Below are 17,181 nucleotides of genomic sequence, written 5' to 3'. Positions count from 1 at the left end.
GGGAGTGGGCGCGGCGGCGGTTTTTGTAGATTTTAGCCGCAGATAACCCCGACGGCGCACGGTCCGTACCATCCTTAGCGGACGCGGTGCGCAATTAAAACCTTTTAAATTAAGGAAATAGAAATGAAGACAAGGAATATTGCGTTTAAGTTCGCGGTATTGGCGGCGGTATTGGCGGCGGGCTATGCCTTCGGATTCGCCAAGGGAGGCGGAAGCCGTACGGCAAAGGGAAAACCCGCCGGTATTGCGGCAATGCGTATGGCGTTGGCTCAAAAGCAGGCGGAAGTTGCGGAATTGAGCGCCGAGATCTGGCTGGAAGAGCGGCACCTGAATGCCGATGAAGAAGAAGCCGGTTGCCGGCGGGTGCACGGCGATGCGGAAGTGCCGGGGGGTAAAGAATGAGCTTCCATCCCGAAACCGCTTACACCGGCGGCGGAGAAACAGAGCCGTACGGACCAAGCCCCGAAGAAATCAAATACCGGCAAAGCCCGGAAACCGCCGAAACACGGCGGATGACCGAAAAACAGGCAGAAGGCCACATTAAAAGCATTATCAGGTAACGCCGCCGCGCAAGGCATAAAACAGCGCGAGACCGATAGACGAAACGACCTTTAACAGGAGACCGAAAATGTCATTGATTTTAAGTGTGAAAGACGAAAGCAATTTCAAACCATGCCCGGCAGGCAGCCATCACGCCACCTGCATCCGCATCATCGATTTGGGTACGCAGCTCGTCGAGTACCAAAACGAACAAAAGCGGCAGCACAAGATTTTAGTGCAGTGGGAAATCGACCCGGAAGGCGATCCGGAAATGCTGATGCCGGACGGCAGGCCCTACCTCATCAGCCGCCGGTACACCGCCAGCCTGCACAGCAAAAGCCAACTGGCAACAGACCTCAAAAGCTGGCGCGGAAGGGACTTTACACCGGAAGAACGCGACAACTTCGATTTGCGCAATATTTTGGGCAAGCCCTGCCTGTTGAGTATCGCCCACCAAGAAAGCAGCGACGGCAAAACCACCTATGCCAACATTTCCGCCATCAGCAACAAGATGAAGAGCTACACCCCGAAACAGCCGGACAACGCCGTTTTTGCCTTCGACCTGTCAGACCCCGATTGGGCGAATTACGGCCTCCTGAACGAGAAACTGAGGGAGCAGATTGCCAAAAGCCCGGAATATGCCGAAGCCGTAAACGGCCGCCAACCGCCGGCGCCGCCGCAGAAACAGGCCCAAGCGGCGGAAGGGCAGACGGAACACCCCCAAGGCAATGCCGCGCCTGCCGAAGACATCGAGGACGACATCCCTTTTAATTAAGCCCGCCGTCAGGGCGTAAAACCGGACGGAAAACCGCAAACAAACGCCGCGCCCTGCGGGCGGGCCCCGCACTCTGAAGCAGTAGTCGATTTTTAGTTTGCAACTGCTTCGGACGGCAACAGAGAAAGGAAACAAAAAAATGGCAAACATCGACCTGACCCAATGGGACGGGAAAACCATTGGCGCCGCCGCCAATCCCGAACAGGGATACATCAACATCACCATCGGCAGCGACGACCTATTCATCAACATCGAACAGGCATACGCCATACACGCCGCGCTTGGCGAAGCGGTTGCCGAATATGAGGGAGGGGCACAATGACCGCCCTCACACTCTACCGGTGCGCGGCAGACGTACAGGCGGCGCTTGATTACTACTTCGACAGCGAAACCGAGCGCGAAGACACGCTGGAAGCCGTTATCGGGCAGTTCGAGGTCAAAGCGCAATCCGTTATCGCTTATATTAAAAACCAAGAAATCACGGAAAAAATGCTTGAAGAGCATATCGGGCGGATGACCGGGAAGCTCAAGGCGGCAAAAGCGCGGAATCAAAGCCTGAAAGACTACTTGGCGCGCAATATGCAGGCGGCGGGCATTACCGAAATCAAAGCGGACGACGGCACTTTTAAAGCCTCGTTCCGCAAATCCGAAGCCGTCGTGATCTTAGACGAAGCACAAATCCCCGCCGAATTTATGCGTGAGGCCGTCAAAACCGAACCGGACAAAACCGCCATCAGAAAAGCGATTGAAAGCGGTCGGCAAGTAGCAGGCGCGAAGATTGAAGGGCGGAAGAATTTGCAGATTAGATAAACCGTAGAAGATGTTGACGACAGCATCCCATTTTGAGTTAAGGAGCAAAAAATGAGCTATTTGGAAGATGTAAAAAACGCATTAAGGGTAATAGATAACTTATGCAAAGAAGCATTAAAAGAGCCTGAATCGTTAGAGGGTTATATAGACGAAATTAGGGATAAAGCAGACGAAGCGGATACCTCTTTGGAATTTCTAAAGGATGTAATAAATTATGGTATTAGCGATTTAAAAAATGTAATTGAGGTGTTTGAAGATTGCGTTTGATATTAATGGAACAAGACATGAACTATCAATTTAAATTCGGCGACCCCGTGAGAGATACAGCTTTATGATTGGGCATTGAGAGAACGGCATCAAAAAATCGAGAAAACAAAATGCAAACAGTAGCAACAAAACCGACGGCAAAACAGATGCTTGCCGCCAAACGCGCGGCGAAGGAATCAACGCGGCAGGAACGCGCCGTCAAACGCGCGGGAACAGTAAAAAACGTTGACCGGAACCGGCTGTCCGCCCGGTCAAAAGCGCAAAAAGAAAACATCGCCCGGATGTTGTCGGGCGCAAAGGTATCGGAAGACGAAGCCCTGACGTGCGGCATCATGATGCGGCTGTCCCTGCAGGATATGCGCTATGCCTGCAATCAGGAGTTAATCAACTTCGCCGAACATATCGTCAAACAGGTGCAACGCTTGGGCCTGTACTGCAACACGGACGACCCCGCGAACGAGGAAAGCGTACTGTTTGCCTGCCGCGAAGCATCGCAGGCGGTCGCGCAATGGACTAAGGATTTCGACGACCTTAGCCCGAATCAGCGCCAACTCGTGCTGCGTCCGCTGTCAAATCTCTTCGCCGCGTACGAAGAATTTCTGAAAGACGCGCCTGCACGGCTGATAGCCGAAGTATCGGCATACTCATTGGCCGTGCGGGTTGCCAAGAAAGCCATGGCGTTTTTAGAACTTGACGGCGGTTTGATTTCGGCGGTCGGCAAAGTCGTCAACGGCGCGGATTCGCGCGCGGAAGCCCGCCGCCTGAAAATGCCGTACGCGGAATTTACAGGCCGGATCCTACACGCCGCAAACCTGCTTTACGATGTGGGCATTCAGGCGGACAAGGAGCTTTCGGCGATGTACGGCAAGCCGCTGAATCCCGTGCGCCCCCGACGGATAAGCGACGTGCGCCGGCCGATGATGAAAATGCTTGTTGCGGACAAAGGCGGCGCGTTGGTCCGGGCCGTAAAAGACTCGGAAGACGTCATCCGGCATTGCGACAACGGCGCCGGCTTCAGCTGCTTCAACTGGACCGAACATTTCAAACGGACGGCAAACCTGATCAGCCTCATGCACAGGGAAGCGGCGGCATGAGGACGCACATCCGGACCTGCGTGTATCACGATTCCGGCACAAAAGGCTCAAACACGGCATCAGGCATAAGCGGCACGGCTGCCGGCGCGGCGGAACAAGCGTTTTTCAGCGCGGCGAAGACGGCAAACCGCAGCGCGTCAGCCGCATCCGCAAACGCTCCGCCACACCCGGACAAGCCAGAGAACGGACGAAAACCCATGACGTTTCAAGGACACAACAACCGTAAAAAAGCCGGCGGCTACGCCGAATACATCACGGGCGGCAGCTTGAGGCGGCTGGTTGCCGCCAAAGTCCGCCGATACTGCGGCGAACACCCGGGCGTATTTGACGGCGCGGCAGGAAGCGGGCAGCTGGAGCAGTACATCGAACCGTCCGATTTCCGCGCCGTAGAGATACAGGCGGAAGCGTGTAAAGCCTTGTTGCAAAACTACCCTGCCGCCAAAGTATACAACACAAGCCTTTTCCTTTATACCGACGGCGAACCGCAAGACTGCACCGTCATGAATCCGCCGTTTTCCATCAAGCTAAAGGATTTGAGCGAAGACGAAAAAAGCCGTATCGCACAGGAATACCCGTGGAAGAAATCGGGCGTAGCCGATGAAATCTTCGTTTTAAAAGGATTGGAAAACGCCCGCCGCTTCGGATTCTTCATCCTGTTCCCCGGCATCGCCTACCGCAAAAGCGAGCAGCGATTCCGCGAAATCATCGGCAACCGGCTGGCAGAACTCAACCGCATACAAAACGCGTTTGAAGACACGCCGATCGAAGTGCTTTTACTGGTTATCGACAAAGACAAAACCGACGGCGGCTGCATCCGCGAACTGTACGACTGCAAAACAGACACCCTGCTTGCCGCCGACACTTGGCAAATCGAACCGGACTTGTGGCAAACCGTGCAAGAACCTGCACCGCCGAAGGAAAAGGAAGACCCCGTCCTCTTGGAACACGAATGCCGTGACGCAGCGGCAAAGCGGATTGCCCGGGAATTGAGGTTCAGCAAAATGGTCAACGAGATAGAAGGCTGGCCGCATGCCGAATTTGACGGCTTTTGCGACCGCCTGTGCAACCTGATACAGGCAGAGAAATACGGAAAAAAACACTACTTCCCGTGCAGCCTGCCACTTTTCGGAGGGGCGGCCGGCTGAACAACCGCCCGAACAGGAGGACTTATGCACCGACGCAGGCTGAACATCCGCCAAGCCGTAAAAAAGCGGAAACCCGGACAAAGCAGAATTAACAGAAAGAGGTATATATGAACATCAGTAAAGAACAAGGGCTTTTAATCGCATACGGCGGCCGCCCGTATATCCCGCCGAGGGAAGTACACAAAGACTTTTTTGCCCATATCGGCTTTAACGCGTTTAAAGCATCGGGGGTACGGTGCGAGCTTCCGTTTCCGATTTTCCGATTGTCCGACAGCCGAAAATCGGAATATTTCGTCAGCGTCCGAGAGCTTGCAAAGGCAATCGCAGACAAGGAAGAAAAGGCAAAATCGGAATATCGGAAATTCCGGTCTTGATGCAAGACGGAGGAATCAGGGGATGCGGCACATCCCCTTTAATTTAACATCACTTCCCGGATTTTATATCGCTTTGCGCCTGCATCATTGCCTCTTTAAAATCCAGCCGCGTCGAGCGTTTGCGTACGCTCACATACCTCTGCAGGCTGTTCCAACCGTCATGCAGCGTTACCCGTTGCATTTGCGGAATCGTGAAGCCGTCTTCAGCCATACGGGTAGCAGCCTCGTGCCGTAAATCGTGGAAGCGCAAGTCTTTAATTCTAAGAACCTTGCACGCCCTCGTCCAAGCGGCGGAAACCGATTTTCCGTTGCACGGTACAAGGCTGTCGGCGATGCCTTTGTTGGCAAGCATACGCTTCCTGACCGATTCCTCCGGCAGCTCGTCAATGACCGGCAAAGCCATAGGCAGAATATCAAACTCCTTATTATTCCCTGTGCTGCCGTTCGGATTTTTTAAATCACGAACCGGCCGGGTACAATCATTTTTGTGCCAGTCGTCAAACAGCAGGCGGCAAATCTCATCCTGCCGCCTTGACGTATAAATCGCCAGCCACATAATCAGGTGCATCGGTATGGAAGATTTCCTGCTTTGCCATTGCCGCAGGAAATAAGTTGTCAGGGTTTGCAGTTCTTCCGTGGTCGGCAATCTGTCCCTGATTGCAGATTTCGCAACCATATTCGAGCGTTTCAGCCCGTTTGCCGCGAAATCCAATTCCTGCCAGCCTATTTCAAGCCCCCACACATAAAAGGCGTGTTTTAGCACGGAACGGATATATTGCAGCTCCTGCAATGCCGTAGAAGCCGCGATTGGCGCAATGTCCAGTTCGGGGATTCCGCGCCGCCTCTGCATAACGTGTTCCGCGAAATCAGACCGTTTCAGCTTATCGATGCCGATGCCGCCAATCGGGAACTCCATCAGAAAACGCAAGCCCATTTTCTTTGACCGACCCGCTCCAAGCGTTTCGTTAAGATACTTCCGCATAGCTTCGGACAGCGTCATCATCTTGACCTTGCCGCGCTTGAAAAGCAGTTCTGGGCCGGCTTCGATTTCCGCCTCCCGTTTCTTCCCCCATTCGACCGCCAAAGCCTTTTTACTGAACGTCCTGCTCTCATTGAAAGCAGGATAGCCTTTCTTGCCGACCCGTACCTGAACCCGATATACTGTTTCGCCGGAAGGATTGCGCCGCTTGGTTATTGTTGCCATTTGCACCATTCCAAGAATTAAAAATTATGGTGCAAGTATGGTACGTCAAATATAGTGAAATGGGCAAAAATCCAAGCAAATAATAAAGAATGTTTGAGTTAAAAGAATGTGAAAACCTTATGATAAACAAGGAACTTATTGAACATAAAGGGAAAAGGCGTTTATGCGTCGCCCCGATGCTCGACTGGACGGACAGGCACTACCGTTACCTTGCCCGCCAGATTACCCGAAATGCTTGGCTTTACAGCGAAATGGTCAACGCCGGCGCGATTGTTTACGGCGACAAAGACCGTTTTTTGATGTTTAACGAAGGCGAGCAGCCCGTCGCCCTGCAACTGGGCGGCAGCGATCCGTCCGATTTGGCGAAAGCCGCCAAAGCCGCCGAAGAATACGGCTACAACGAGGTCAACCTCAACTGCGGCTGTCCCAGTCCGCGCGTGCAGAAAGGCGCGTTCGGCGCGTGTCTGATGAACGAAGTCGGGCTGGTTGCCGACTGCCTCAACGCCATGCACGACGCGGTCGGCATCCCCGTTACCGTCAAACACCGCATCGGTGTGGACAGGCAGACCGAATACCAAACCGTTGCCGATTTCGTCGGCACGCTGCGCGACAAAACCGCCTGCAAAACCTTCATCGTCCACGCCCGCAACGCTTGGCTGGACGGTCTTTCGCCCAAAGAAAACCGCGATGTTCCGCCCTTGAAATACGATTACGTTTACCGCCTCAAGCAGGAGTTTCCCGAGCTGGAAATCATCATCAACGGCGGCATCACCACCAACGAAGCAATCGCCGGACACTTGCAACACGTTGACGGCGTGATGGTCGGGCGCGAGGCATACCACAACCCGATGGTGATGCGCGAATGGGACAGGCTGTTTTACGGTGACAACCGCGCCCCGATCGAATACGCCGATTTGGTGCAGCGCCTCTACACATACAGCCAAGTCCAAATCCAAGCCGGACGCGGCACAATCCTGCGCCACATCGTCCGCCACAGCCTCGGGCTGATGCACGGTTTGAAAGGCGCGCGGACTTGGCGGCGTATGCTTTCCGATGCAACGCTCTTGAAAGACAACGACGGCGGCCTGATTTTCGAAGCGTGGAAAGAAGTCGAACGGGCAAATACGCGCGAATAGGGCGGGGCTGTATGTGTGAAATGCCGTCTGAAGGTTTCAGACGGCATTTGTGCGTTTGTCGGGTGGTGTTTAGGGGGCGGTAATGGCGTGTTTCGGCACTTTGTCCATATCCCAGTGTGCCACCGCCCAGTCGAGCAATTCGGCAGGGCGGTCGGTTTCCGGTGCTTCGGGCAGCTTGAGGTAGCGGAACACTTGGCGGAGAAGTTGTTCGCGGCGGTTTGAATCCAATGCGGGGGCGAGCGTCTGCTTCGACCATTTCTGCCCTTGCGCGTTGGTCAGCAGCGGCAGGTGGGCATATTGCGGTGTCGGAACGCCCAAACACTGCTGCAAATAGATTTGGCGCGGTGTGGAAACGAGCAGGTCTTGTCCGCGCACGATGTGGGTAACGCCCTGTTCGGCATCGTCGGCAACGACGGCGAGCTGGTATGCCCAGTAACCGTCTGCACGGAACAGGACGAAATCGCCGATGTCGCGGGCGAGGTTTTGGGTGTAACTGCCGACGATGCCGTCTGAAAAGCCGATGTCGCGGTCGGGGACGCGGATGCGCCACGACGGCTGTTTGCCTTGCAGTGCAGGGCGTTGGCCGGGGTGGCGGCAGCGTCCGTTATAGACGAACCCGTCTGTGCCCCGCCTTGCCCCGGCCTGCCAGTCTTTGCGGTTGCAATGGCAGGGATAGACCAGTCCGGCGGTTTTCAGACGGTATAGGGTTTCTTCATACAGGGCGTAACGGCGGCTCTGATAGGTGACTTCGCCGTCCCACTCGAATCCGAATGCCTCGAGCGTGTGCAGGATATGGCTTGCCGCCCCCGGCATTTCGCGCGGCGGATCGAGGTCTTCCATACGGACCAGCCATTTGCCGCCGTTTGAACGTGCATCGGCATAGGAAGCGACGGCGGTCAGCAGAGAGCCGATGTGGAGCAACCCGGTCGGGCTGGGGGCGAAGCGTCCTGTGTACATATCCGGTACAGCCCCTTTATTTAAGACTATTAATCAAAGCCGTTATCTCATCTTTATCCAGTTCCATCCCGGGCTCTTCAAGCAAGGTTAAATCATATAGGGCATTATATTGCTCTTCGGTAGCTGAATCATCCATAAGAGCAGGCGAGAAAAAATCGAAGGCTCTATCTGCAATTCTCTCATTGCCTGCATTTCTACCAACCAGTTTCATCAATTCTGTATATATAGTATGGGGAGGTACCGGATCCTTAAAAATCAGATCTGAATAAATTTCATCGGGTGAAATGATTTCGAGTGCTTTTGCCATGATTCTATTTCCTTTTGTGTTGGCGGGTAATGTCGTGCATTAACTTCTTGCCCATTAATATTTTTAGGGCGGATCCTTGATATGCCGCACTGTGTCCGGTCAAACGGGCGATGCCGTCTGAAAGCCTTTCAGACGGCATCGGGGAAATGCCTAAACCAAAGGCGCGAGCAGTTTTTCAAAGGCTTCTTCAAACTGTTTCAAACCGTCTTCCTGCAAACGCGCCGCCAAGGTTTCGACATCGATGCCGAGCGCGGCAATTTCGGCGAGCCGCGCCCGTGCTTCGTCCGCGCTTTCGGTCAGCGTCGCTTTCGCCGTGCCGTGGTCGATAAAGGCTTTGAGCGTGGCATCGGGGACGGTGTTGACGGTGTGCACGCCGATCAGGCTGTCAACGTAGAGCGTGTCGGGATAGGCTGGGTTTTTCACGCCGGTAGATGCCCATAAAAGCTGCACGCGGTTTGCGCCTTGGGCTTCCAGTGCGGCAAATTCGGGGGCGGTGAAATATTGTTCCCAATCTTGATAGGCGGCTTTGGCAAGGGCGATGGCGGTTTTGCCTTTGAGCCGGTCGGGCAGCGTTGCATCCAGCGCACTGTCCACGCGCGAGATGAAGAAGCTGGCGACAACTTGGATATGGGCAACGCTTTGTCCGGCTGCCAAGCGTTTGGCAATGCCGCGCGCGTAGGCGGCGTAGGCTTTGAGGGTTTGGGCGCGTGAGAACAGCAGGGTCAGGTTCACGCTGATGCCGTCTGAAACGAGGGTTTCGAGCGCATCGATGCCTGCGTCGGTGGCAGGCACTTTAATCATGGCGTTTTTACGCGCGATGGCGGCATGGAGGCGGCGGGCTTCTTCTACCGTGCCTTGAGCGTCTTTGGCAAGTTCGGGAGAAACTTCGAGACTGACGAAACCGGTTTTGCCGCCGGTGGATTCGTGTTCGGCAAGGCAAACGTCGCAGGCTGCCCGTACGTCGGCAACCGCCATGGTTTCGTAGCGTTGTTTGGGGCTGAGGTTTTGCCGCTTGAGGGCGGCGACCTCGTCGGCATAAAGCGCGTCGCCGGCGAAGGCTTTTTGGAAAATGGCGGGATTGGAAGTTACGCCGCACACGCCTTGTTTGAGCATTTGCGCCAATTCGCCGCTTTGCACGAGCGAGCGGGAAAGGTTGTCCAGCCAGATTTGTTGTCCTAATGCTTTAACGTCCGATAAAATAGTCATTTTTGATTCCTTTGGATGGATGGGCGGGGTTTGAAGGCTTATGCTACCCCGATTCGGAAATTTTGGGTAGTTTTGTTACAGCAAAGGCGGATGGCAATGGCAGAAAACGAAAAATATCTCGACTGGGCGCGCGAAGTGTTGCACACCGAAGCGGAAGGCTTGCGCGAAATTGCGGCGGAATTGGACGAAAACTTCGTCCTTGCGGCAGACGCGTTGTTGCACTGCAAGGGCAGGGTCGTCATCACGGGTATGGGCAAGTCCGGACATATCGGGCGCAAAATGGCGGCAACCATGGCCTCGACCGGCACGCCCGCGTTTTTCGTCCACCCTGCGGAAGCGGCACACGGCGATTTGGGCATGATTGTGGACAACGACGTCGTCGCCGCCATTTCCAATTCCGGCGAAAGCGACGAAATCACCGCCATCATCCCCGCGCTCAAACGCAAAGACATTACCCTCGTCTGCATCACCGCCCGCCCCGATTCAACCATGGCGCGCCATGCCGATATCCACATCACCGCATCGGTTTCGCAAGAAGCCTGCCCGTTGGGGCTTGCCCCGACCACCAGCACCACCGCCGTTATGGCTTTGGGCGACGCGTTGGCGGTCGTCCTGCTGCGCGCCCGCGCGTTCACGCCCGACGACTTCGCCTTGATCCACCCTGCCGGCAGCCTCGGCAAACGCCTGCTTTTGCGCGTTGCCGACATTATGCACAAAGGCGGCGGCCTGCCCGCCGTCCGACTCGGCACGCCCTTGAAAGGAGCCATCGTCAGCATGAGCGAGAAAGGTTTGGGCATGTTGGCGGTAACGGACGGGCAAGGCTGTCTGAAAGGCGTGTTTACTGACGGCGATTTGCGCCGCCTGTTTCAAGAATGCGACAATTTTACCGGTCTTTCGATAGACGAAGTCATGCATACACACCCTAAAACCATCTCCGCCGAACGCCTCGCCACCGAAGCCCTGAAAGTCATGCAGGCAAACCATGTGAACGGGCTTCTGGTTACCGATGCAGACGGCGTGCTGACAGGTGCGCTGAATATGCACGACCTTTTGGCGGCGCGGATTGTATAAGGCGTTGCAGCCGTTTCAGACGGCATTTGTGGTAAGATATGCCGTCTGAAAACAAGGAAATCCCAATGCAGGCAATTTCTCCCGAATTACAGGCACGCGCCGCCAAAATCAAACTGCTGATATTGGATGTGGACGGCGTTTTGACCGACGGGCGCATCTTTATCCGCGACGACGGCGAAGAAATCAAATCGTTTCACACACTGGACGGACACGGCCTGAAAATGCTTCAGGCAAGCGGCGTGCAGACTGCGATTATCACAGGTCGGGACGCGCCCTCCGTCGGCATCCGCGTCAAACAGTTGGGCATAAATTACTACTTCAAAGGCATTTCGGACAAACGCGCCGCGTATGAAGAGCTGCGCGCGCAGGCAGGCTTGGAAGAAGCCGAGTGCGCCTTTGTCGGCGACGACGTGGTCGATTTGCCGGTGATGGTGCGCTGCGGATTGCCGGTTGCCGTCCCCGACGCGCATTGGTTTACGCTGCAACACGCCGCCTATATTGCCAAACGCCCCGGCGGTGCGGGCGCGGTGCGCGAAGTGTGTGACCTGATTATCCGCGCGAAAGGTACGTTGGGCGCGGCTTTGAACGGGTACATCAAATGAAAGTAAGATGGCGGTACGGAATTGCGTTCCCATTGATATTGGCGGTTGCCTTGGGCAGCCTGTCGGCATGGTTGGGCCGTATCAGCGAAGTCGAAATCGAGGAAGTCAGGCTCAATCCCGACGAACCTCAATACACAATGGACGGCTTGGACGGAAGGCGGTTTGACGAACAGGGATACTTGAAAGAACATTTGAGCGCGAAAGGTGCGAAACAGTTTCCCGAAAACAGCGACATCCATTTTGATTCGCCGCATCTCGTGTTCTTCCAAGAAGGCAGGCTGTTGTACGAAGTCGGCAGCGATGAAGCCGTTTACCATACCGAAAACAAACAGGTTCTTTTTAAAAACAACGTTGTGCTGACCAAAACCGCCGACGGCAGGCGGCAGGCGGGTAAAGTCGAAACCGAAAAACTGCACGTCGATACCGAATCTCAATATGCCCAAACCGATACGCCTGTCAGTTTCCAATATGGTGCATCGCACGGTCAGGCGGGCGGTATGACCTACAACCACAAAACAGGCATGTTGAACTTCTCATCTAAAGTGAAAGCCGCGATTTATGATACAAAAGATATGTAAGCTATTTGTTTTAATTGTAATTTTTGCAACTTCTCCCGCTTTTGCCCTTCAAAGCGACAGCAGACGGCCCATCCAAATCGAAGCCGACCAAGGTTCGCTCGATCAAGCCAACCAAAGTACCACATTTAGCGGCAATGTCATCATCAGACAGGGTACGCTCAACATTTCCGCCTCGCGCGTCAACGTCACACGCGGCGGCAAAGGCGGCGAATCCGTGAGGGCGGAAGGTTCGCCCGTCCGCTTCAGCCAAACGTTGGACGGGGGCAAAGGGACGGTGCGCGGTCAGGCAAACAACGTTACCTATTCCTCCGCAGGAAGCACCGTCGTTCTGACCGGCAATGCCAAAGTGCAGCGCGGCGGCGACGTTGCCGAAGGTGCGGTCATTACCTACAACACCAAAACCGAAGTCTATACCATCAACGGCAGCACGAAATCGGGTGCGAAATCCGCTTCCAAAACCGGCAGGGTCAGCGTCGTCATCCAGCCTTCAAGCACACAAAAAACCGAATAACCCCGATGCCGTCTGAAACGGAAACGCAGTTCAGACGGCATTTGCCGACCGAAATGCCGAGAAGAGATTTATGAGCGCAAACAACAGCCGCCTCGTCGTCCAAAACCTGCAGAAAAGTTTCAAAAAACGCCAAGTCGTCAAAAGTTTCTCCCTTGAGATCGAAAGCGGCGAAGTCATCGGACTGCTCGGGCCCAACGGCGCAGGCAAAACCACCGGCTTCTACATGATAGTCGGGCTCATCGCTGCCGACGCAGGCAGCGTGATGCTGGACGGGCGGGAATTGCGCCACCTGCCCATACACGAACGCGCCCGCCTGGGTGTCGGCTACCTGCCGCAGGAAGCCTCGATATTCCGCAAAATGACCGTCGAACAAAACATCCGCGCCATCTTGGAAATCAGAACCAAAGATAAAAATCAAATCGACAGAGAAATCGAAAAACTGCTCGCCGACCTCAATATCGGACACTTGCGCCGCAATCCTGCGCCGTCGCTGTCCGGCGGCGAACGGCGGCGCGTCGAAATCGCCCGTGTCCTCGCCATGAAACCACGTTTCATCCTTTTGGACGAACCTTTTGCCGGCGTCGATCCCATCGCCGTCATCGACATCCAGAAAATCATCGGTTTCCTCAAATCGCGCGGCATCGGCGTATTGATTACCGACCACAACGTCCGCGAGACCCTCAGCATCTGCGACCGCGCCTACATCATTTCAGACGGTGCGGTGCTGGCTTCCGGCAAGCCCGACGATTTGGTCGGCAACGAACAGGTGCGCGCCGTCTATTTGGGCGAGAACTTCAAATATTGAAGCGTTTTGCCGTCTGCAAAGCAGAACATCGCCGAACGAACGGCAAAAAACCGATTTGCACTATTTTTCTGTGAAATTAATTTAAACTTAAAACATCGACTTAGTCGGTTGGGTAAAAAATATCGACAAATCCGCTTGCGTGTCGTCCCGAAATTTGGTTTAATACGCACCTCTTAACGAGACAGATACAGGCCAGATAGCTCAGTTGGTAGAGCAACGGATTGAAAATCCGTGTGTCGGCGGTTCGATTCCGCCTCTGGCCACCAAAAAACCGCTTATAAGCGGTTTTTTTTTGCCTGCCGTTTTCGGCAGCAGTCCCGCACCGCAAATACCTGCCATGCACGACATGGTCTTTGCGGCTGTCGGGCAGGTTAGTGGATTAACAAAAATCAGGACAAAGCGACGAAGCCGCAGACAGTACAACATAGTACGGCAAGGCGGGGTAACGCCGTACCGGTTTAAATTTAATCCACTATAAGAACCAGAAAACATATGCCGTCCGAACCGCAGTTCAGACGGCATTTCCATATCTGAAACAATCAGTCCGTATCGCTTTCGGGTAATTCTGCCGAACCCATGCGTCTGAGCACGATATTGGTTTTGTTGCGCAGCCGTTTGCTTTTCGGATGGTCAGCGTAGTAGAGCGGGGCGGGGACGAGTGCCGTCAGTTTCGCCGCCTGCTGTTTGGTCAGGTCTGCGGCCGGTTTTTTATAAAAATACCGGGACGCAGCTTCCGCGCCGAAAACGCCGTAGTGCCATTCGATTGAGTTTAAATACAGTTCGAAAATCCTGTTTTTGTCGGTAACAGCTTCCATCATTGCCGTAATGGCCGCCTCTTCCCCTTTGCGCAGATAGTTGCGGCTTTCGTTGAGGAAGAGGTTTTTGGCAAGCTGCTGGCTGATGGTCGATCCGCCCGCCTTCACTTCGCCGCTGTTCCGGTTGCGCCTGATGGCGTTTTGAATGCCGCCCCAATCGAAGCCGCCGTGTCCGGCAAAACGGACATCTTCGGAAGCAATCAGGGCTTTTTTCAGGTTGGTGGAAATGCGTTTGTAGGGCATCCAGCGGTAATCCAGTGCGACATCGCGACCTTCTTGTTCAAACTGCTTCATCCGCATCGACATAAAGGCAGTCCGATGGGGCGCGACGGCGCGGTAGGTAATGATGTTGCCGTACACATAGGCATTGAAGAAGATAAAGATGCCGACGGGCAGGGCAATCAGCCATTTGACGATGCGGAACATGGTTACAGGGCTTTCATGTGTTCGATGACGGGGCGGATGTCCGGTTTGAAACCGCGCCAGAGGGCGTAGGAAGCCGCCGCCTGACCGACTAGCATACCCAGTCCGTCGGCAGTTTTTTTCGCACCCGATTGTCGTGCAAAATCTAAAAACGGTTTTGCCGCTTCGCCGTAAACCATATCGTAGGCAAGGCGGCAGTCGCGGAAAATTTTAGGGCTGACGGCAGGAAGCTGACCGCTCAAGCCGCCGGACGTGCCGTTGATGATGATATCGAAACCGCCGTTCACATCCGCCATCGGGACGGCTTCAATGCCGAAAAGCCGCGCCAATTCCTCGGCTTTGGCGCGGGTACGGTTGGCAATGACGATACGGGCAGGGCGGTGTTCTTTCAAAACCGGAATCACGCCGCGCACCGCGCCGCCCGCGCCCAAAAGCAAGATGGTTTTGCCCTCGATGGCAATGTTTTTGACCTGCGTGATGTCGTTGGCCAAACCGATACCGTCGGTATTGTCGCCGCGTATTCTGCCGTCTTCCAACCACACCAGCGTATTGACCGCACCGGCAGCCAAAGCGCGGTCGGAATGTTCGTCCGCCAGATGAAACGCTTCCTGTTTGAACGGTACGGTAACGTTTGCCCCGCAACCGCCTGTTTCAAAAAATGTCGAAACCGCCTGCGCGAAACCGCCGATGTCGGCGCAAATGCGTCCGTATTCGATGTCAACGCCTTCCTGAAGGGCAAATTGCTGATGAATCTGCGGCGATTTGCTGTGGGCGGCGGGGTTGCCGAAAACGGCGTAGCGGGGGAGGGCGTGCATAGTCATATTCCATAAAGGCGGGGCGGTCATTTTATAACGGCGGCGCGAAGATGGGAACGATGCCGTCTGAAACCGCCTTCAGACGGCATCTGTTTTGTCGGCATTCGGACAAAAGGGCGGGCATTCCGCTTTTGAACAGACAAACCGAAGCATATTGTTGACAATCTTGCCGTTTGAAACTATATTTTCCGGCTTGGAATTTGACGCAAAACCGGTTTCAGACGGCATCGGCGTGGTAAAATCGTGCCGACTTTGCGTCAAGCCGCCGCGTTCCGCATATTTTGCCATTTCCCTTTTTCAGGAGCTGAAGATGTCCATTAAAAACGCCGTAAAATTGATTGAAGAAAGCGAAGCCCGCTTTGTCGATTTGCGCTTCACCGATACCAAAGGCAAGCAGCACCACTTTACCGTGCCTGCGCGCATCGTGTTGGAAGACCCCGAAGAGTGGTTTGAAAACGGACCGGCGTTTGACGGCTCGTCCATCGGCGGCTGGAAAGGCATTGAGGCTTCCGATATGCAGTTGCGCCCCGATGCGTCCACAGCCTTCGTCGATCCTTTTTATGATGATGTTACCGTCGTCATTACCTGCGACGTCATCGACCCTGCCGACGGTCAGGGTTACGACCGCGACCCGCGCTCCATCGCACGTCGCGCCGAAGCCTATTTGAAATCTTCCGGTATCGGCGACACCGCCTATTTCGGCCCCGAACCCGAATTCTTCGTCTTCGACGGCGTAGAATTTGAAACCGACATGCACAAAACCCGTTACGAAATCACGTCCGAAAGCGGCGCGTGGGCAAGCGGCCTGCATATGGACGGTCAAAACACCGGCCACCGCCCCGCCGTCAAAGGCGGCTACGCGCCCGTCGCGCCGATTGACTGCGGTCAAGATTTGCGCTCCGCCATGGTGAACATTTTGGAAGGACTCGGCATCGAAGTCGAAGTCCACCACAGCGAAGTCGGTACCGGCAGCCAAATGGAAATCGGCACCCGTTTCGCCACTTTGGTCAAACGCGCCGACCAAACCCAAGATATGAAATACGTCATCCAAAACGTTGCCCACAATTTCGGCAAAACCGCCACCTTTATGCCCAAACCGATTATGGGCGACAACGGCAGCGGTATGCACGTCCACCAATCCATTTGGAAAGACGGTCAAAACCTGTTCGCAGGCGACGGCTATGCCGGTTTGTCCGATACCGCGCTCTACTACATCGGCGGCATCATCAAACACGCCAAAGCCCTGAACGCGATTACCAATCCGTCCACCAACTCCTACAAACGCCTCGTGCCGCACTTTGAAGCACCGACCAAATTGGCCTATTCCGCCAAAAACCGTTCCGCTTCCATCCGTATCCCGTCTGTGAACAGCAGCAAGGCGCGCCGCATCGAAGCGCGTTTCCCCGACCCGACCGCCAACCCGTATTTGGCATTTGCCGCCCTGCTGATGGCCGGTTTGGACGGCATTCAAAACAAAATCCATCCGGGCGACCCTGCCGATAAAAACCTGTACGACCTGCCGCCGGAAGAAGACGCGCTCGTCCCGACCGTCTGCGCTTCTTTGGAAGAAGCACTTGCCGCCCTCAAGGCCGACCACGAATTCCTGCTGCGCGGCGGCGTGTTCAGCAAAGACTGGATCGACAGCTACATCGCCTTTAAAGAGGAAGATGTCCGCCGCATCCGTATGGCGCCGCACCCGCTGGAATTTGAAATGTATTACAGCCTGTAAACCGTCGGGTTTCAGTA

Annotated in this window: 23 protein-coding genes and 1 tRNA gene; 17 read left to right on the top strand and 7 right to left on the bottom strand. The window is 54.8% G+C overall.

What is annotated here, in order from left to right; translation table 11 throughout:
• Positions 1-123 precede the first annotated feature (123 nt).
• The 9 genes from HT085_RS07985 to HT085_RS07945 all read left to right on the top strand — a co-directional run bounded on the left by HT085_RS07985 (position 124) and on the right by HT085_RS07945 (position 5,005).
• The gene (locus HT085_RS07985) at positions 124-402 is read left to right on the top strand and encodes an NGO1622 family putative holin (RefSeq protein WP_003691529.1); all 279 of its coding nucleotides are present in this window, start codon (positions 124-126) and stop codon (positions 400-402) included.
• On the top strand, positions 399-560 hold the full coding sequence (locus HT085_RS07980) for a hypothetical protein (protein ID WP_003691530.1): 162 nt from the start codon (positions 399-401) through the stop codon (positions 558-560). Before HT085_RS07985 ends, HT085_RS07980 begins: the two co-directional genes overlap by 4 nt.
• A 68-nt stretch (positions 561-628) precedes the next feature.
• The gene (locus HT085_RS07975) at positions 629-1,315 is read left to right on the top strand and encodes a phage replication initiation protein, NGO0469 family (RefSeq protein ID WP_003691532.1); all 687 of its coding nucleotides are present in this window, start codon (positions 629-631) and stop codon (positions 1,313-1,315) included.
• Positions 1,316-1,454: 139 nt separating this feature from the next.
• On the top strand, positions 1,455-1,637 hold the full coding sequence (locus HT085_RS07970) for a hypothetical protein (RefSeq protein ID WP_003691535.1): 183 nt from the start codon (positions 1,455-1,457) through the stop codon (positions 1,635-1,637).
• The gene (locus HT085_RS07965; RefSeq protein ID WP_003691537.1) at positions 1,634-2,125 is read left to right on the top strand and encodes a siphovirus Gp157 family protein; all 492 of its coding nucleotides are present in this window, start codon (positions 1,634-1,636) and stop codon (positions 2,123-2,125) included. The genes HT085_RS07970 and HT085_RS07965 overlap by 4 nt, the downstream gene beginning before the upstream one ends.
• A gap of 51 nt (positions 2,126-2,176) precedes the next feature.
• The gene (locus HT085_RS07960) at positions 2,177-2,392 is read left to right on the top strand and encodes a hypothetical protein (RefSeq protein ID WP_003691538.1); all 216 of its coding nucleotides are present in this window, start codon (positions 2,177-2,179) and stop codon (positions 2,390-2,392) included.
• A gap of 110 nt (positions 2,393-2,502) precedes the next feature.
• Positions 2,503-3,486, top strand: a complete 984-nt coding sequence (locus HT085_RS07955) for a hypothetical protein (protein WP_047919745.1) — start codon at positions 2,503-2,505, stop codon at positions 3,484-3,486.
• On the top strand, positions 3,483-4,631 hold the full coding sequence (locus HT085_RS07950; protein ID WP_003705649.1) for a DNA methyltransferase family protein: 1,149 nt from the start codon (positions 3,483-3,485) through the stop codon (positions 4,629-4,631). The genes HT085_RS07955 and HT085_RS07950 overlap by 4 nt, the downstream gene beginning before the upstream one ends.
• Positions 4,632-4,738: 107 nt before the next feature.
• A complete protein-coding gene (locus HT085_RS07945; RefSeq protein WP_003689557.1) occupies positions 4,739-5,005 on the top strand; it encodes a pyocin activator PrtN family protein in 267 nt (88 codons plus the stop codon).
• 49 nt (positions 5,006-5,054) lie between these two features.
• Here the strand turns inward: HT085_RS07945 and HT085_RS07940 are convergent, their stop codons facing one another.
• Entirely contained in the window at positions 5,055-6,209 is a 1,155-nt protein-coding gene (locus tag HT085_RS07940) for a tyrosine-type recombinase/integrase (protein ID WP_003697468.1), read from the bottom strand.
• A 119-nt stretch (positions 6,210-6,328) separates the two neighbouring features.
• On the opposite strand from HT085_RS07940, the gene dusA reads away from it, so the two are divergent.
• Complete coding sequence (gene dusA, locus HT085_RS07935; protein WP_003689555.1) at positions 6,329-7,345, top strand: tRNA dihydrouridine(20/20a) synthase DusA; 1,017 nt, start codon at positions 6,329-6,331, stop codon at positions 7,343-7,345.
• 69 nt (positions 7,346-7,414) lie between these two features.
• On the opposite strand, the gene gluQRS is transcribed toward dusA, so the two are convergent.
• Genes gluQRS through tal form a run of 4 tightly spaced genes read right to left on the bottom strand, consistent with a single transcriptional unit; the run spans position 7,415 to position 9,815 of the window.
• Positions 7,415-8,302, bottom strand: coding sequence for a tRNA glutamyl-Q(34) synthetase GluQRS (gluQRS, locus tag HT085_RS07930; RefSeq protein ID WP_003689554.1), 888 nt, complete (start codon positions 8,300-8,302; stop codon positions 7,415-7,417).
• A 16-nt stretch (positions 8,303-8,318) separates the two neighbouring features.
• A complete protein-coding gene (locus tag HT085_RS07925) occupies positions 8,319-8,609 on the bottom strand; it encodes a hypothetical protein (protein ID WP_003689553.1) in 291 nt (96 codons plus the stop codon).
• A gap of 4 nt (positions 8,610-8,613) precedes the next feature.
• Positions 8,614-8,748 carry a hypothetical protein gene (locus HT085_RS12070; RefSeq protein ID WP_003703570.1) on the bottom strand — a complete coding sequence of 45 codons (135 nt, stop codon included), beginning with the start codon at positions 8,746-8,748 and terminating at the stop codon, positions 8,614-8,616.
• 11 nt (positions 8,749-8,759) lie between these two features.
• The gene (gene tal / locus HT085_RS07920; protein WP_003689551.1) at positions 8,760-9,815 is read right to left on the bottom strand and encodes a transaldolase; all 1,056 of its coding nucleotides are present in this window, start codon (positions 9,813-9,815) and stop codon (positions 8,760-8,762) included.
• A gap of 96 nt (positions 9,816-9,911) precedes the next feature.
• Here tal and HT085_RS07915 point away from each other — a divergent pair, with 96 nt between their 5' ends.
• From HT085_RS07915 to HT085_RS07890, 6 genes are all read left to right on the top strand, one after another.
• Positions 9,912-10,886, top strand: coding sequence for a KpsF/GutQ family sugar-phosphate isomerase (locus HT085_RS07915; RefSeq protein WP_003689550.1), 975 nt, complete (start codon positions 9,912-9,914; stop codon positions 10,884-10,886).
• Positions 10,887-10,951: 65 nt separating this feature from the next.
• The gene (locus tag HT085_RS07910) at positions 10,952-11,488 is read left to right on the top strand and encodes a KdsC family phosphatase (RefSeq protein WP_003689546.1); all 537 of its coding nucleotides are present in this window, start codon (positions 10,952-10,954) and stop codon (positions 11,486-11,488) included.
• Positions 11,485-12,066, top strand: a complete 582-nt coding sequence (lptC, locus tag HT085_RS07905) for an LPS export ABC transporter periplasmic protein LptC (protein WP_003689544.1) — start codon at positions 11,485-11,487, stop codon at positions 12,064-12,066. Before HT085_RS07910 ends, lptC begins: the two co-directional genes overlap by 4 nt.
• Entirely contained in the window at positions 12,047-12,577 is a 531-nt protein-coding gene (lptA, locus tag HT085_RS07900; protein WP_003689542.1) for a lipopolysaccharide transport periplasmic protein LptA, read from the top strand. The genes lptC and lptA overlap by 20 nt, the downstream gene beginning before the upstream one ends.
• A gap of 70 nt (positions 12,578-12,647) precedes the next feature.
• On the top strand, positions 12,648-13,382 hold the full coding sequence (lptB, locus tag HT085_RS07895) for an LPS export ABC transporter ATP-binding protein (RefSeq protein WP_003689540.1): 735 nt from the start codon (positions 12,648-12,650) through the stop codon (positions 13,380-13,382).
• A 190-nt stretch (positions 13,383-13,572) separates the two neighbouring features.
• Positions 13,573-13,648 (top strand) — tRNA-Phe (locus HT085_RS07890).
• 273 nt (positions 13,649-13,921) lie between these two features.
• Here the strand turns inward: HT085_RS07890 and mtgA are convergent.
• Both mtgA and aroE read right to left on the bottom strand, forming a co-directional pair.
• A complete protein-coding gene (gene mtgA / locus HT085_RS07885; RefSeq protein ID WP_003693494.1) occupies positions 13,922-14,623 on the bottom strand; it encodes a monofunctional biosynthetic peptidoglycan transglycosylase in 702 nt (233 codons plus the stop codon).
• 2 nt (positions 14,624-14,625) lie between these two features.
• Complete coding sequence (gene aroE, locus HT085_RS07880; protein WP_003689536.1) at positions 14,626-15,435, bottom strand: shikimate dehydrogenase; 810 nt, start codon at positions 15,433-15,435, stop codon at positions 14,626-14,628.
• A gap of 310 nt (positions 15,436-15,745) precedes the next feature.
• Between aroE and glnA the strand changes: the two genes are divergently transcribed.
• Positions 15,746-17,164: a type I glutamate--ammonia ligase gene (gene glnA, locus HT085_RS07870; protein WP_003697465.1), complete on the top strand. Its 1,419-nt coding sequence runs from the start codon at positions 15,746-15,748 to the stop codon at positions 17,162-17,164.
• The last annotated feature ends 17 nt before the right edge of the window (positions 17,165-17,181 follow it).

It is taken from the genome of Neisseria gonorrhoeae (genome assembly GCF_013030075.1).
In the GTDB taxonomy this organism is placed as follows: domain Bacteria; phylum Pseudomonadota; class Gammaproteobacteria; order Burkholderiales; family Neisseriaceae; genus Neisseria; species Neisseria gonorrhoeae.
This window is presented reverse-complemented; position numbering and strand designations above follow the sequence as displayed.

Coding starts and splice junctions, on each gene's coding strand:
- HT085_RS12070 (WP_003703570.1), bottom strand. CDS start 8,748: ATGCCGTCTGAAAGGCTTTCAGACGGCATCGCCCGTTTGACCGGACAC.
- HT085_RS07965 (WP_003691537.1), top strand. CDS start 1,634: ATGACCGCCCTCACACTCTACCGGTGCGCGGCAGACGTACAGGCGGCG.
- HT085_RS07985 (WP_003691529.1), top strand. CDS start 124: ATGAAGACAAGGAATATTGCGTTTAAGTTCGCGGTATTGGCGGCGGTA.
- HT085_RS07970 (WP_003691535.1), top strand. CDS start 1,455: ATGGCAAACATCGACCTGACCCAATGGGACGGGAAAACCATTGGCGCC.
- aroE (WP_003689536.1), bottom strand. CDS start 15,435: ATGCACGCCCTCCCCCGCTACGCCGTTTTCGGCAACCCCGCCGCCCAC.
- HT085_RS07945 (WP_003689557.1), top strand. CDS start 4,739: ATGAACATCAGTAAAGAACAAGGGCTTTTAATCGCATACGGCGGCCGC.
- lptC (WP_003689544.1), top strand. CDS start 11,485: ATGAAAGTAAGATGGCGGTACGGAATTGCGTTCCCATTGATATTGGCG.
- HT085_RS07915 (WP_003689550.1), top strand. CDS start 9,912: ATGGCAGAAAACGAAAAATATCTCGACTGGGCGCGCGAAGTGTTGCAC.
- HT085_RS07975 (WP_003691532.1), top strand. CDS start 629: ATGTCATTGATTTTAAGTGTGAAAGACGAAAGCAATTTCAAACCATGC.
- tal (WP_003689551.1), bottom strand. CDS start 9,815: ATGACTATTTTATCGGACGTTAAAGCATTAGGACAACAAATCTGGCTG.
- gluQRS (WP_003689554.1), bottom strand. CDS start 8,302: ATGTACACAGGACGCTTCGCCCCCAGCCCGACCGGGTTGCTCCACATC.
- HT085_RS07960 (WP_003691538.1), top strand. CDS start 2,177: ATGAGCTATTTGGAAGATGTAAAAAACGCATTAAGGGTAATAGATAAC.
- lptA (WP_003689542.1), top strand. CDS start 12,047: ATGATACAAAAGATATGTAAGCTATTTGTTTTAATTGTAATTTTTGCA.
- HT085_RS07955 (WP_047919745.1), top strand. CDS start 2,503: ATGCAAACAGTAGCAACAAAACCGACGGCAAAACAGATGCTTGCCGCC.
- HT085_RS07910 (WP_003689546.1), top strand. CDS start 10,952: ATGCAGGCAATTTCTCCCGAATTACAGGCACGCGCCGCCAAAATCAAA.
- HT085_RS07925 (WP_003689553.1), bottom strand. CDS start 8,609: ATGGCAAAAGCACTCGAAATCATTTCACCCGATGAAATTTATTCAGAT.
- mtgA (WP_003693494.1), bottom strand. CDS start 14,623: ATGTTCCGCATCGTCAAATGGCTGATTGCCCTGCCCGTCGGCATCTTT.
- lptB (WP_003689540.1), top strand. CDS start 12,648: ATGAGCGCAAACAACAGCCGCCTCGTCGTCCAAAACCTGCAGAAAAGT.
- HT085_RS07950 (WP_003705649.1), top strand. CDS start 3,483: ATGAGGACGCACATCCGGACCTGCGTGTATCACGATTCCGGCACAAAA.
- dusA (WP_003689555.1), top strand. CDS start 6,329: ATGATAAACAAGGAACTTATTGAACATAAAGGGAAAAGGCGTTTATGC.
- HT085_RS07940 (WP_003697468.1), bottom strand. CDS start 6,209: ATGGCAACAATAACCAAGCGGCGCAATCCTTCCGGCGAAACAGTATAT.
- HT085_RS07980 (WP_003691530.1), top strand. CDS start 399: ATGAGCTTCCATCCCGAAACCGCTTACACCGGCGGCGGAGAAACAGAG.
- glnA (WP_003697465.1), top strand. CDS start 15,746: ATGTCCATTAAAAACGCCGTAAAATTGATTGAAGAAAGCGAAGCCCGC.